Below are 14,658 nucleotides of genomic sequence, written 5' to 3'. Positions count from 1 at the left end.
ATCGGAAACCGATGGTTCGCCGTCGATCAACATCAAGTGGACCGCATGTCGGAAAGACTTGCTTCTCGTGGAATCTCACTGTTGCAGGAACTGACTGAGGCGCAGGAACTTTGGTTGCTTTGGCATAGTCACCTAGACGTTGAGTATTTCGCTGGCCAACAGCCTGACCTGTCGGTAAGACCGCTGCCAAGTAGTGCACAAACTCCTCCCGGAGAGCTCGTGGACGCCTCTCTATATCCGTACCAGGCGACGGGCATCTCAAAACTGACCTCTATGGCGGCCCAAGGGCTCGGTTGCCTTCTCGCCGATGAGATGGGCTTGGGCAAGACCGTGCAAGCGATAGGCGTGATGTCATGGATGTCCAAAAACGGTGCATCGCCGTCACTTGTCGTCGCCCCGTCCTCGACGACCGCAAACTGGTGTCGAGAACTCGGCCGTTTTGCCCCCCATTTGGCCGTTCATGAGCACACCGGACCTCAGCGAACCGGTGATCCCGGGATTCTAAAAAGTGTTGACGTAGTGGTGACCTCATTTGATCTCATGATTCGCGATGAGTTCTTATTGAGAGCCATCGAATGGATGACTATATGTGTTGACGAAGCACAGAATGTCAAGAATCCTCAAGCCCAACGCGCCCAAGTGCTAAAGAACCTGAAGGCTCACACGAAAATCGCTATAACCGGCACACCAATAGAAAACTCCCTCACCGATCTATGGTCAATCATTGCACTCATTGCACCCAATTATTTGTCGTCGCTCGACGAATTCAAAATGATGTATCCAGATGAAGCACAGGCAGCACTTGAGCTCGGGCGACGTGTGGCTCCTCTCTCGATAAGGAGGAGAGTCGACGATGTTGCCGGGGATCTTCCGGCACGAACCGACGCTGTGGTTCCGGTACACTCCAGCAACCTGCTCGCACTGGAATACGAGCGAGTGCGGCTAGATGAGAACATCCCTCCGCTAGCCAAGATCGGCTATCTCAGGCAGATCTGTTCAAGCTTGCGGTGCTTGGATTCCCGCAATCCTCCAATAACCTCATCGAACCCGAAGTACGAGCAGGCCCTGCAGATTATCGCCGAAGCCTTCGCACGTGACTGCAAAGTCCTCCTCTTCGCCTCCTACACATCCACTATCGATGAGATCCAACAAGATCTGGCGGGCCGTTTCGTGTCGGCCTTCGTCTCTCGTGTTGACGGCCAGGTACCGATTGGTGAGCGCCAAGCGACCATAGATGCATTTACGGAGTTTCCGGGTCCTGCAATCCTGGTGCTCAACCCTAAGGCGGCCGGAGTGGGCATCAACATTCAAGCAGCAAACTACGTGATCCACTACACGCCAGAATGGAACCCCGCAACGATAGATCAGGCGTCCGCTCGATCCTTTCGGCGGGGTCAAAGTAAGCCGGTTTTTATATACTCTCTTTACTATAAAGACACCGTAGAAGAACTGATGCTGGAACGAGTTCGAACAAAACGTGATCTTGCAGTGCACGGTATGAGAGCGGCCGAAGAATCACCAACCGTCAGAGAGATTGAAGACATGCTAATGCGGAGCCCGACGGAGAGTTCAGTATGACGGGCGCCATAACCGCATCCGTTACCAAGGTGCTCACGCCTAATGACATAGGCTCAACAGGCTCCCATCAGGCAGGGATCGTAGTTCCGAGACAAGACGCGATGCTAGCGTTCTTCCCGGCGTTAGACGCCTCGGAATACAACCCTAGGCAGCCTATCCATTTCCAAGAAGTCGATGGAATAGACGAGTGGGCCCTCAACTTCATTTACTACAACGGCAAATTACACGGTCGCTCCACTAGGAACGAGTACCGGCTAACCGGTCTTACCCCCTTTTTCAAAAAACACAAAGCTGCCGTCGGAGACAGCCTGCACCTGGGCAGAACTGCAACCGGACGTTGGACTATCGAGCTGGACCGCTCTCAAGAATCTGGCCTATCTAACGAAAGAATTCCGCCCAACTCAGCGGCTACGGACGACGAGTCGCCTTTTATCTTTGAAACAATCAAGCTCTCAGGCACTTGGAGTGCCGTCGCAAGAAGGAAGAAATAATTGTCCACTGAATTATTCGAAGTCACACCAGACCCAGAGCGAATTACTGAATCGCTTCGCGACACCGGCTATGTGCTCAACACAGCCGTTGCGGACATTGTCGATAACTCGATTGCTGCCGGCGCCGACTCTGTTTTTGTGGAACTTAAACTCGACCCGCGTGGGAATGTGCGGTTCAGCGTAACAGACAACGGAATAGGAATGGATCGGGACGGGCTGGTCAATGCTCTCAAGTACGGATCCGCTCGTCGTCCTGACCCTTCGAGCCTCGGTAAGTTCGGTTTGGGCCTGAAAACTGCCTCTACGTCTTTTGCGCGACGACTCAAGCTGACATCTACATCTGGAAACGGCCTCCCACCGGCCACGGCTATATGGGATTTGGACCTGGTTCCTACCCAAGGGTGGCAAGTATCTGTGCATTCTGAGGCGGATCCCGTTGATGCCGATCTCTTATGTAAGCACTCGAGCGGTACAGGCACCGTGGTGCGTTGGGAGAAGATTGACCGGCTGATCCGCGATTATAAGAATCCTTCTGGAGACAGGGCTCATGGTGCAATAAAGAGGCATGTAGATTCTCTCCGCGACCACTTGGCAATGGTGTTCCAGCGGTTTCTCGACCCCAGGGACACGCGTGCAGCTAACGTGAAACTGTCACTAAACGAAATTCCCATCGAACCTTGGGATCCATTCGGATTCGGTTCCGACAAACTCCTAGACGTAGCTATTCCGGTTGACCTCGGCGACAAGACCACAACGATGCACCTCAAGGCCTTTGTGCTGCCCCGAAAGGCCGAACTGCAAGCAGCAAACGGAGATGGGGCACCGGCGTTGGCACGATTAGTAAATAAGGCGCAAGGCATCTACGTATATCGTGAAAATCGGCTCATACATGGACCCGACTGGCTCAATATGTGGGCTCAAGAACCCCACTTCACGCTATGTCGCGCCGAACTGTCCTTTGATCATGAACTTGACCTCGCCTTCCAAGTCGACATTAAGAAGTCGACAATTATTTTAGACACAGCACTTGCCGATGTAGTTTTCAAGGCACTGACACCACCTCGAAGAGAAGCTGAGGCGCGCTACCGCGATGGCCAGCGGGCACGCACCAAAGATATGTCGGATCCTGAACTTCATGCACCTTCAAATGCAGCGATAAAGGACAAGTCAAAGTCCATCCCCAACGCAACTTTGCAGTCAACGGACGAAAAGTCGGGAACGGCCGAAATTCGAAACGATCATGGCGTTGTGAAGGTCGATTTCGTACAGTCAACTGCTGGTGTCTTCGTGGAGGCGGTCGACGAACTTCGCGATGGTATTCTCTACCAGCCGGCTTACATTGGTGATAACCCAGGTGTCAGAATCAGCAAGTCGCATCCCTACTATGAGAAGGTCTATCTTCCGAATCAGACTTCGGGAAACACCATCCAAGCACTTGATTCGCTTCTTTGGGCTCTGGCGTCTGCTGAGTTCCGATCGGCACAGGACTCAACGAGGGAGATCTTTGAAGATATCCGATACGACGTATCGCGTGCATTGAAGAAGCTTGTGGAGGATCTTCCCTCCCCTGACTCCGAGTAGATCGCAATCATGGACGAAAAGGCCTTGGCCGACGCTCTGAGCGTTACCCTGCACCTTCCAATTACGGCAAACTTTGACGCTCGTAGCGGGGCCACTGAACTTCGAGTCAAAGGCATGTCGCGCCCGCACGGGTTCAGCGTTATCCTGAAGCCTCTTTTGAGCCGTGTCAAAGCAGAGCTACGACTTGACAGGTTGGCGGCGGATCTTCTCCGAGTAATCGGGGAAGCAAGTCCAGACAGATGGCTCCAAGCGGCTGAAATATCGCGGGCATACTCGTCCCTGGGAGCAACTTTCCAGATTCTCGTCAATGGAATAAGCCTCGATGCCCTATCTGATGAGGAATTGACGGGTCGGGTGGAGAGCTTCGAGTGCAGCGGCAGCCTCATGAGGAGTTCCGTGGAGGAATCAAGATCTGATGCTTTCATGCTCGCCGAGGGGCTTTTCAGTTTTATAGTCTGTCTCCTTCCTCTCGACGTGGATCAGCAGCCAACAGACGAAGCTGGAGCAGTCGATTTTAGTTACGCTTCCGAGGGCGAAAAGTACTCCGTCCTGGCTACTCGGTATGAACGCAGCAGATCGAACCGTGCCGCTGCGATAGCTGTGCACGGAAACTCCTGCGTCGTCTGCGGGTTTAGCTTCGATGCTAGCTATGGTGATCTAGCTCGGGGATATGTCGAGGTGCATCATTTGACACCGGTGAGTTCGATGGAAGAACCACGTCCTGTGGATCCTGTGACCGAGTTGGTGCCACTTTGCGCAAACTGTCATCGGATGGCACACAGGCGCTGGCCCCCCTACACTCCCCAAGAGCTTTCAAATGCGCGCATGCGCTCGGCTTCGATTCCAAAGCATTGAGCATGATTCTTCTGAACAGTGTCCGTGCTCGACGATAAGATTTCACCAAGGAAATCACAGGGGGCAGCGGTGGAGTTGGCAGAGGGGTCATCAGAACCGGACGCGGATGACGCAATAGAAGTTGTTGAGATGCCAGCCACTAATCCGGACTGGATCAAAAATCTGGTTGTCACGCTCACTGGAACCTTAGATGGAGGACGCAGCGCTGCCAGGCGGCAGGCTACCCAACATTCTGCTTCCTCATCCCCGGCCGCACCTTCCACAAGCGTGGAAGGAGATCATAACGGTCCACAGGTCAAGCGCGTCATGCCAGTGGGAGCTACGGCCAGATCCAGTCATGGACTACCTCAGGCAGATTGGAAAGGTTCCGCTGCTGAACGCCGAACAGGAAGTGGACCTAGCGCTACGGGTCGAGGCTGGATTGTACGCCGAAGCGAAGATCAAGGCCGATGACGGCTCAATGAATCGAAAGTACCGGCGCGAGCTCGAATTCATTATCCATGATGGCAAGCGCGCCAAAAATCACCTCCTCGAAGCAAACCTCCGTCTCGTCGTTTCTCTTGCCAAGCATTACACGGGTCGTGGGATGTTGTTCTTGGACCTGATTCAAGAAGGAAACCTAGGCCTTATCCGCGCGGTGGAGAAGTTCGACTGTACCAAGGGCTTTAAGTTCTCCACCTATGCGACGTGGTGGATACGGCAATCGATAACGCGGGCAATCGCGGACCAAGCCCGCACCATTCGTATCCCGGTGCACATGGTTGAAACCCTGACTAAGTTCTCTCAAGTCAGGCGACAGATGACGGAAGATTTAGGGCGTGAGCCTACTTCCCATGAGCTCGCCATCAAGCTGAACATAACGCCACGGCAAGTGGAGGACTACCAAGGATACCTCCTAGATCCAATTTCCTTAGAGGAAGAGGTACTAAACGAAGCAGGTGAACTTGTCCCGCTTTATTCTCTTATCCAAGATGTAGAGTCCTTTGATGCATATGAAATTAGCTCACACGCCTTACTAATGGAGCAACTCCAGTCATTTTTTGACACACTTTCCGAAAGAGAGGCTACCGTGATCGCTATGCGCTTCGGCTTCACTGACGGTATCGCCAAAACCCTAGATGAAATCGGAAAGCACTTCGGCCTTACACGTGAGCGAATTCGTCAGATAGAGTCTAAATCCATATTAAAGTTGCAGGATCCAGAGCGATCTTCAGTTCTGCGCGACTACGTCATTTAACTCGGCGGTTTCTAAAATCGCTGGGCGGTTTCCAAAAGGGAATGATATCGATTGGCAGCTTGAAAGCGCTGAGTCATGCGCAGTCCGCGCCCTGAGCTTCCGCCCTGAATCGTCCCTTGGACATCCAGTCGTTACCCTGCTATCTCGAACGCTGCGAATTCTACTTGAGCGTACCTTTGGTATCGCCATAGGAAATGCGCGCAACTTTCGGCGAAGGTTACTACGCAGAGACGGCCGTTTGGCCCGCTCCACCGAACAGCCTCCTCAATCCACTGCGTCCTGACCCACCCAGTCCAGGTTCGTGGTGGCCGGAACGAGTACGAGATAGACCTGCTGGTCCATTGGCTAGATGTGGGCCTAAGAGCGATCGAGGTCAAGGGCGGCAATATGCCGTATCAATGCCTGACAGCGGCCCCAGTCGGAGCCTATGAGAACGAGGATAGAGAGCCGCACGGTGCCGTCCTGGAGCTCGCTTCCAGCCCTGATGATTTGGCTGGGGCTCAGATTCGCGCCTGCGTCAGCAGCCGCTGCCATTACGTCATAAGCCTGCTTCATGCCAGGTGCTCCGCGATCGGACGATCATTGACAACGTGCTGCCCCAGTCACTCATCCTCGAGCCGAAGGAAAGCAAGTCCCCCTCGGAACTCGTGCGTCAGGCAATCGAACACGCGGCGGCCGTGCGTTCATGCTGGTCCCGTCCTTGCCTGAGCATAGCTCGCAAGCCCAGCAGAAGTACGTGGCTCACCATCGACGAGGCCAAGCTGTTCAGTAAGCAGGGCAAACCCGTACTATAAGCGCTACTCCAATGGGAGAGCGATGATGGCGTTACACGCGCTCGGGCCAACAGGCTTAGGATGCCTTGCCAGCGAGATCACCTTCTAAAATGATCTCGGTTTCAGCTAACCACCCTCGGCTAATGGCGGCAGTCTTGGCTGCTAAAGGGTCTGCCGTGTAGAGCACAATCGCCAACGATTCCTTGGCGCGGCTGCATACAACGTAGAAGAGTCGGAGCGTACGCACGCTGGCCGTCTCGCGGCCCGCAGCGCTATTATCTAGGTCGGTTTTCGACTCAGCGGTCGTCCCGAAGAGCTTGCCGTAAGAGAAAAGAAACCCTCCAGCCGCGTTGTCGTCGAGCACTACCATTACACGCGGGAACTCCAGTCCCTTCACACCTTGGTGCGTGTCGAACGGAGCATTGCCCGTTATGTACTCGTAGAAACGTTGGATCTGCTCTAAGGCGACATCGACAGCGCGCTGCCATGATGCGATTGCGCTGTCTTGATCACTTTCATCCTCAACCCTTACACTTTCGACTTTCGATCGAGTGACAACGTACGCGAGAGTGTCCGGTAGGGCAAGCAGATTCGTCCTGTGCACGGCTTCCAAGGGCAATCGGATTCGCTGCCCCTGCACTCTGGCGGCGTTCCGTACCTGGGTGACGGCATCGCGGAGCTGAGTAACTAGTGCCACGCGTGTCTCCGCGTCGCGCGCCTCCGCTTCCTCCGATAGCAGCGGAGAGTGCTCCCGGAGTAGTTTCTCAATTGCCGTACTGTCTTCTTCGACAATAGCGCGGACAAGCGGCAAAAATTGTGTTCCGAGGAAGTTTACTATCCCGGAACTCGCTTGATCACGATTGAAAACCCTCTTGCGTAGGGACTCGTCCCCTTCGAAGGCTTGGAAGAAGTCATCGAATCCATGGCGCATGGCGGCCAGCGAGTGCTCGAGAATCAGCGTCTTGACCGACTCTGCAGACGACCAGTTAAGATCCCCGGCGGAAGAAACCATGGCGTTCCTGACCGCCGCTTCGAACCTAACCCGGTCTGTCTTGTTCTCGTCAGCTATAAACAGGCGCACCGTTCCGGTCTCCGTCGAATGAGCTGTCTGAGTTCGGCCGTCAGCACCTGCGCGGATGCTGTTCACGAGCTCGACGATTCGTGCAGAGGAACGAAAATTAATCCTCAGCTCGGGACGACTCCAGTCTTCCCCAATAGACTCTTCAAGCCGCTCTTTGCCGTCGAAGTAAATTCGCTGCATAGTGTCACCAAAGAGCCCGACGCCGAAACGGCTTGGGTGTGCCTTCTGCACCGCGAGCACGGCGTCCATCAGTTCTTTGTTTGTGTCCTGAACCTCGTCGATAAACAGGAACGGGTAGCGCCCGATTAGTAGTTCTTTCAGGATGGGTTTCTCGAAGAGAAGATGCGCGGCGATCTGCAGCACCTCGGCGTGCGAGAGCCCGTAGACCCCTCGGGAAGTTTGCGAGGGGCTGTAGTTGAATCGGCGCACTTTGTCGAGGTCTGCCAGCCTTCGGGTCTTCCGATCAATGTTGTATCGGCGCCTCTCGCTTGCCTGACTACCCTGTCGGCCCTTCGCCTCAGCAGCTGAAAGCTCCTTGAGGTCGGTGTGCAAACGCGTCCTCAGTAACTTCGCTATGTCGTTGGTGAAGGGCCTGATAAGCGCCCACGCGAACGAGTGGATAGTAGAGATTTGCACCAATGGGTCGTGACCGAGGCGAATCTGGATTTCCTCGGCAGCGGCGTTCGTGTAGGTGATCACGCACAAGCGTGAATCCCTTGCACCCAAAGCGGGACCCCATACTCTCGTCGCCGTCTCGAGGGCTGCAACCAGTCGCGCCGTCTTTCCCGATCCAGCCCCAGCGTAAAGGAAGAACGACCGCGGGTGCATAAGGTTGACCGCCTGGGTTATCAGATCGGTTGGGTCATCTGCTGTCACAGTCGACCGCCCGTTTCCGATCCGACGTCCGAGACATCCACGCTCGGCATCAGAGGCAATTTGCTGACCTCAGCTTCCAGCCACCGCAAGCCTTCCCTGATGTATCCCGGCACCGTGAGAGCCATTTCATCCTCAATGGACAAAAGCATCTCGAGCGCGAACTCCGCTTTATCACGACCTTCAATGGCGTTATACAGGTCTTCGGAAAGGGCCGACAAGTCGCCGGTCTGCGCCGCCGTCTTGACCGCTGTCGCAAACTTTCCGAGTAGCCCGGTGCCGGTCATGCTCGCGAAAAGCCCAAGGTTTTCTACTACCACGGCGTCCTCAAAGGTGCTGGGAAGCACGACGGCGGACCCGGTGCCGTCTAGTCGCGCGTCGACCGGAGTCTGATAGGCGAAGCGGACGCCGACGTTTGTCGGCCCACAAAAGACTTTTCCCTCCTCATCTAGGTCTAACAAGAGGTCAAGCGAGGAGGGCGCCTCAAGCCATGACTTCAGGGCATCGCTACCAGAAGTCTGAGACTTACCTCGCTGGGGTCGCACTTTCTTACCGTCCGGGCCGGTGGCGTCGATGTCTGTGATGACGAGGGTAGGGATGGCAAGTTCAACCAAAAGTCCCTTGAGACGGTGGGCGTGAGCTCCGCCGATCTCGAGATATTCGACAAAACATTGGGCGATCTTGGGATGTGCCTGGGCGACGAAGGATGGCAGCAGGATCCGTTCTGCCGCGCCCTCTAGAAGAATGGCTGCATCGGCAAAGAACAAGTTGCAGTGATTAACCTTGAGGTATCGCTTCACAAACCGAGCAGTGTGGTCTTTGCTGCCGAACACGCGCCCTAGGCTCTTCACGACGGTTGTGGGAACTGACTTGTCGTCGGCCGCGACTCCACGGCAAAAATAGCGAATTTCATCGAACTCAAGCTCGTGGGCAATGTGACTCGAGTGAGTGCTAACGACAAGTTGGGTTCTGAGACCCGCATACTCGGCTTCCGCTTCCGCATAGTAGGTAGTCAAGGTCGAGTACGCCTGTTTGATGAACACTTGTTGCACCTGTGCGTGCAGGTGCGCCTCTGGTTCCTCGACTAGAACCAAGTGGATCGGGACACGTTCGGGGGAATCTGAGGCAGCCTTGGATGACTTCCCAAGCCGCAACCGCCGATCACGGAAACTCATAAGCCGGAAAATCATGAGTACAAGGTTTTGGTAGCCAAGGCCATTTAGGCCTTCAGACAGCTCAAAAAATGTCTCGTCCTCGATATTGCGGGGGGTCCCTACGCGGTAACGCAGCACAGACTCGCGCTCGAGCCCGTCAGTCAGGCGCATATCAGTCTTGATAATCGGCTCAGGGTTCGCTGTGCCGGGATAGCCCATGCGGGCCACCTCTGCGAGAGGAGGACGGAACACCTCTTGCAGGCGTTCGTCAAAGATCCTCGATGCCTTCTGAGTAGCATGGATTGCTTCGAGGTCATCAGGCGTCGGGTACTTGGCAAAGTCCAGGTGCTCCTTGTAGTAAGAAGCAATACTGCTGGAAAGCGTCACTGTGGACGCGTCGTCCTGAAGTCCGCGCTGAGCTCCGATGACGTCGACACGCACGAGTTTGTTGAGAATTGTCCGCGAAAGAGGCTCGCTATCTTCGCCAACTGGCTGCGGTTGCGCAGCGGAAGGGTCGGACCCTGGCTTGAGCGGTCCACCCACCAGATTGCCGGCGAAGGTAATCTCTCCGGACACAAGATGAGGGTCCAAGCGGTAAACGCGGATGCCAAAATACGTTCCGACATTGGGCTCAAGAAATTCGACTAAGTTCATGGGTCTCAAGTGCGGTCTTTTGGACTTATCAGCCTCGCGTCCGCGAGTCAGTTCTACAGCCTCGCGGGCTTTCAGATAGTCCTTCACGAGTGTCGGTATGTTCTTCGGTTCGAGCCGCAGTCTGACCCCGACGCCGCCACAGTAGTCGTCAAGCAAAGGAAGGAGTTCAGGGGCACGGTACAGCTCGTGCTGCCCCGCTTCGATCCATAGGTCGAGGTGCGGAAGGATGGACAACCACTCGACGATAGTCTGAAAGCCTTCATCTGGAGCCGGTAGAGGCTTTCCTCCCTGAGGAGGTGCCGCCGCCGCTTCCCACCCCTCGCCAATCTTGCGGATCCGAGGAAGGTAGAAGAGGGTGAAGTCGGACAGCTTGAACGAGTCGTTCCCTAGAAACTGCTTAAGGGCGTCCATAGCGCTGGTCTTACCGCTGTTGTTAGCACCGACCAACAGTGTTGTCTGGTCGGACAAGTCGATGCGCACTGATTCCAGCTTGCGAAAATTTGCGATCTCCACACATGTGACCCGCACTCGGTTACTGCCTTGACCCGTTGGGGACGAAAATCTCGTATGGCTGGTCGTCGTTCATTTATCCCCCGTATTTCATTTTTCAAACAGAGCTTGGGTCCAGCATTCCATTCTTACTCAACCAGTCCCTAATAGCTGCCGTCGACGCGAAACCAGACAATTCGGCTACGGTACTGACGGAGAGATACGCACTGCTCCTAGGTGAGCTCCAAGGGCTTTCGATCTTCATGAACCGTCTCAAGCTGAGGTTGATGAAAGGACCGAAGAGAGGCCAGCTCCCGGCTGGGCGAGAAAACAACGGAGCCGATAGAGTCTCACCGTGAGCAACGATGAGGCCATTTATGTCAGAGGCGAAGGTGACTCGCTCCAGGCACGCCGCGTTTCCCACCAGCTTGTCACCTAAACAGATCGTTGAAACATACTGGCGTGAGCTTAAGCAGATCTTGCCAGCAGACGAAGTGGTGGTCGTCGATCCGTACATGTTGGATGGTGGAGGAGAAGATCCTCATTTATATGCCGGTAATGTAACGAACCTCCTCCTACCGGTTCTTGACGTGGTGCAGCGCCTCGTACTGATGCATGGAAAGCCAAGGCAAGGCATACAGGAGCGACTCGAGCGCAACTTTAAGGCGGCGGCACCCGGGACAGCACTCGTCTTCCATCGCGCTGTGGACCTCCACTCGCGTTACCTGGTCGCTGATCGTCTAAGGGTCATTCGAATGGAATTTTCGTTTAACCGGATTGGAAAGGTTTTCGGAACCGTGTCAGTAGTAGAAAACGAGGAGGATCGGGTTGGAATCCTAGGTGAGGTTGATCGATTGCTCCTCTGAAGGTCGTAGGCCCCCCTTATGCACACCCCGGCTCATCGATACCTTGCCGCGCCTGACCTCGCACGGATAAAGTTCTCGATGGCCTACCGGTCCAACGCCGCTACACGACCTACGTCGCTTTCTCTTCTTCTTGTACAGAAAACATTGGCTCACTCTGGAACCGCGGATGGCCCTCTTTTGCCACGATCTGGCAGGACAAATGATGGTGACCACTAGGGGCTCGGGCGCGATGACCGTTGCAAAATGCGGCGGCAATCGCTTGTCGCACCCCTCAAGGGTGTGTTCAGTCCACGCCGGACGCACGCCTGACGCACGGCTGACGCGCAATTGATCTCCAATAATGGCTCTTACTTCCAGTTCAGCCCATGAGCCCAGCGTCCTTATCGCCATGCAAAACTCCGACAACAACCGGAACCTTCCGGTTGCGCTGGTTCACCCAGCCACCCCACTACCAGCAGTGCCACGAGCCCGAAGGTGCTCAGCAGCTAGGGGCGGGAGTCCTCGCCGATGAAGCCCACCGTGAAGATCGCCGCGAGGATGAGCAGGCCAAGGGAAGTGAGCCACGGGAAGCCGGGCATCCGCAGGGGAAGCTCCGTTCCGTCGCGGTCGGCGCGGAGGCGCAGCGCGAGCTGGGCCAGGAGTGCGGACGTCCACACCAGCAGGCAGGTGGAGCCAACAGTACTGAGTAGAACCGGCAGCACCTTCTCTGGGAACGTCAGCTCCAACACCACCGTGACAACGCCGAAAGCAACACTGGCTAGGACCGCGACAACGGGAACCCTGGCCTTGGACACGGCAGCGAGCACGCGCGCGGCTTCACCGCGCTCGGCCAGGGAGAACGCCATCCGTGATGCGCCGTAGAGGTTGGCGTTCAGGGCGGACAGGAGCGCCGCGACGGCCACCAGGGTGATCGCGGTGGCTGCGCCCGGCATTCCGCCGGCGTCCAGCACGGCGGCGAACGGGCTCTTCAGCCCCGCCGAACCCCACGGGAACCACGGCCGCGATCACGAAGATCGCGCCGATGTAGAACACCAGGATGGGCCACAGCACGGTCCGGACTGCTTTCTTCACGCTGCGGGCCGGCTCGGCGGTCTCAGCCGCGGCCACGGACACAATCTCGGAACCGCCGAACGCGAACGCCACCACGAACAGCGCCGTGGCAATCCCGGCGAAACCGCTGGGAGCGGACCCTGCACCCATGAAGTTGGCAAAGCCCGGCGACCGTACGCCCGGCAGTCAGCCGAACAGCAATCAGCACCCACCGCGAGCACGGCCGGGCCGGCCGCCTGGATGCCGGCGCCCGAAGACTATGAAGAGACGCGCGCGGATGGCGCCTCCCAGGCTGATCGATAGTGGTGTCCAGCAATGCGCCCAAACGAGCACATGGATCTTGGCCCAGAACGCCCTTATAACCGCCGCTGCCGGAACATCGGAAACGACTCCCGCACCCGATCCACCGTCTCCAGCGAAACATCCACCGCCCGCACACCCGGCACCACTCCAAGATCAGCCTCAACCATCCCCATCGGGTCCACCAGCACGCTCCTGCCCACCGAAACCGGCGGTGCCTGGCACACCCCCGCCACGTACACGCTGTTCTCGATCGCCCTGGCCGCGTTCAATGCCAGCCACTGCTCCGTCTTGTGCTCCCCCGGCACCCAGGACGAGCAGACCAGCAGGACCTGTGCGCCGGCGTCGGCCAGGGACCTGGCCAGCTCGGGGAAGCGCAGGTCGTAGCAGGTCATCAGCCCGAACCGCACTCCCGCGTGCTCGAACACCACCGGAGCGGTGGACGGGCCCGGCTTGATGAACGTCGACTCCCCGAAGCCCTGCGCGTCGAAAAGGTGGATCTTCCGGTAGAAAGCCAGCCGGCCGCCGTCGGGCCCGTAAGCCACCAGCGTGTTGTAGGCCCGGCCGGGCTCGTCCGAGGTTTCCACCACGCCGGCCACGAGCGCGATGTGGTAGCGGCGGGCGATGGCGGCAAGCTCCCGGCAGACGGGGCCGTGCAGCGGCTCGGCCACCTGGGGGAACGTCGCGTCCACCTTCTTCTTTTCGTAGGTGGCGTACTCCGGGAAGGCGACCAGCGCGGTGCCGTCGCGCGCTGCTTCGGCGGCGAACCGGTCGATGGCGGCGAGGTTTGCCCGGATGTCGGCACCCGACTCCAGCTGCCCCAGCGCTATCCTCACGAGCATTCCTTCCCTCGGCCCGGCGGCCACACTACGAACTGACAGACTCAGGCGGCCGCCTCGACCGTCGCCTTCTCCGTGGCCGTCATCTCCGGCGGCGCGGCCTTGAAGCCGCGGGTGATCAGGGCCAGGACCACCACGCCCAGCACCAGCCAGGACAGTCCCAGCGTAATGGCGTTGCTGTCCAGCTGGGAGAGCAGGTAGGCGCAGATGATCGCGCCGATCACCGGGACCACCACGTAGGACACCGGGTTCAGCTGCTGCCCGGCCCGGCGCTGGCGCACGTAGTGGAACACCACCGAGGCGTTCACCAGCGTAAAGGCGGTGAAGGCACCAAAGTTGATGAACGACGTCGACGTGGCCACGTCCAGGAAGATCGCGATCAGGCCCACGATGCCCGTGACCACCAGGTTCGCCACCGGGGTGTGGAACTTCTCGCTGAGCCGGCCGAAGACCGCCTTGGGCAGGACAGAGTCGCGGCCCATCGCGTACAGCAGGCGGGAGGCGCTGGCCTGCGCGGCCAGGCCGGAGGCGAACTGCGCCACCACCAGGCCGGCCAGGAACACGGCGCCGAACAGCTGCCCGCCGATCTGCAGGGCGATGGAGCTGGCCGCGGAGGCCGAGTCCTCGAACACGCCGCCGGGGTGGACCAGCTGGGTCACGTAGGACACCGCCACGAAGATTCCGCGTCCCGCCGGGCCGAGTCAACGAACGCTAAGGTGTCACCGATGGTCCCCGAATATTCGAAATGCTGGTGCCTGCACACACCCGTCGTTGAAGAACGCACAGCCGCACGGGCAGCACGGCAGGCCGCGTGCTACGGCCATCAGAATCCGCTTA

At 57.3% G+C, this 14,658-nt stretch carries 9 protein-coding genes and 2 pseudogenes; 6 read left to right on the top strand and 5 right to left on the bottom strand.

Annotated features, from left to right (window positions below; translation table 11 throughout):
* The first annotated feature begins 45 nt into the window (after positions 1-45).
* The 5 genes and pseudogenes from ACR65K_RS15465 to ACR65K_RS15445 all read left to right on the top strand — a co-directional run.
* Positions 46-1,578 (top strand): DEAD/DEAH box helicase, encoded by a 1,533-nt coding sequence (locus ACR65K_RS15465; protein WP_440153834.1) that lies wholly within the window; start codon positions 46-48, stop codon positions 1,576-1,578.
* A complete protein-coding gene (locus ACR65K_RS15460; RefSeq protein ID WP_440153832.1) occupies positions 1,575-2,069 on the top strand; it encodes an EcoRII N-terminal effector-binding domain-containing protein in 495 nt (164 codons plus the stop codon). The genes ACR65K_RS15465 and ACR65K_RS15460 overlap by 4 nt, the downstream gene beginning before the upstream one ends.
* Complete coding sequence (locus ACR65K_RS15455; RefSeq protein ID WP_440153831.1) at positions 2,070-3,650, top strand: ATP-binding protein; 1,581 nt, start codon at positions 2,070-2,072, stop codon at positions 3,648-3,650.
* A 9-nt stretch (positions 3,651-3,659) separates the two neighbouring features.
* Positions 3,660-4,505, top strand: a complete 846-nt coding sequence (locus ACR65K_RS15450; protein WP_440153829.1) for an HNH endonuclease — start codon at positions 3,660-3,662, stop codon at positions 4,503-4,505.
* A 294-nt stretch (positions 4,506-4,799) separates the two neighbouring features.
* Positions 4,800-5,742, top strand: a pseudogene (locus ACR65K_RS15445) (RNA polymerase sigma factor); the annotation flags it as partial.
* Between the two features lie 849 nt (positions 5,743-6,591).
* On the opposite strand, the gene ACR65K_RS15440 reads toward ACR65K_RS15445, so the two are convergent.
* Both ACR65K_RS15440 and ACR65K_RS15435 read right to left on the bottom strand, forming a co-directional pair.
* Positions 6,592-8,472, bottom strand: coding sequence for a UvrD-helicase domain-containing protein (locus ACR65K_RS15440; protein ID WP_440153827.1), 1,881 nt, complete (start codon positions 8,470-8,472; stop codon positions 6,592-6,594).
* Positions 8,469-10,790 (bottom strand): AAA family ATPase, encoded by a 2,322-nt coding sequence (locus ACR65K_RS15435; RefSeq protein WP_440153826.1) that lies wholly within the window; start codon positions 10,788-10,790, stop codon positions 8,469-8,471. The genes ACR65K_RS15440 and ACR65K_RS15435 overlap by 4 nt, the downstream gene beginning before the upstream one ends.
* A 353-nt stretch (positions 10,791-11,143) precedes the next feature.
* On the opposite strand from ACR65K_RS15435, the gene ACR65K_RS15430 reads away from it, so the two are divergent.
* Positions 11,144-11,632, top strand: coding sequence for a hypothetical protein (locus ACR65K_RS15430; protein ID WP_440153825.1), 489 nt, complete (start codon positions 11,144-11,146; stop codon positions 11,630-11,632).
* A 358-nt stretch (positions 11,633-11,990) separates the two neighbouring features.
* On the opposite strand, the pseudogene ACR65K_RS15425 reads toward ACR65K_RS15430, so the two are convergent.
* The 3 genes and pseudogenes from ACR65K_RS15425 to ACR65K_RS15415 all read right to left on the bottom strand — a co-directional run.
* Positions 11,991-12,868, bottom strand: a pseudogene (locus ACR65K_RS15425) (amino acid permease); the annotation flags it as partial.
* A 170-nt stretch (positions 12,869-13,038) separates the two neighbouring features.
* Positions 13,039-13,824, bottom strand: a complete 786-nt coding sequence (locus ACR65K_RS15420) for a carbon-nitrogen hydrolase family protein (protein WP_440153824.1) — start codon at positions 13,822-13,824, stop codon at positions 13,039-13,041.
* Positions 13,825-13,865: 41 nt separating this feature from the next.
* The gene (locus tag ACR65K_RS15415; RefSeq protein ID WP_440153823.1) at positions 13,866-14,495 is read right to left on the bottom strand and encodes an APC family permease; all 630 of its coding nucleotides are present in this window, start codon (positions 14,493-14,495) and stop codon (positions 13,866-13,868) included.
* Positions 14,496-14,658 lie beyond the last annotated feature (163 nt).

The organism is Arthrobacter sp. SAFR-179, from assembly GCF_059414945.1.
Note: the sequence above shows the minus strand (reverse complement) of the source record. Positions and strands in the feature narration are given on the sequence as shown.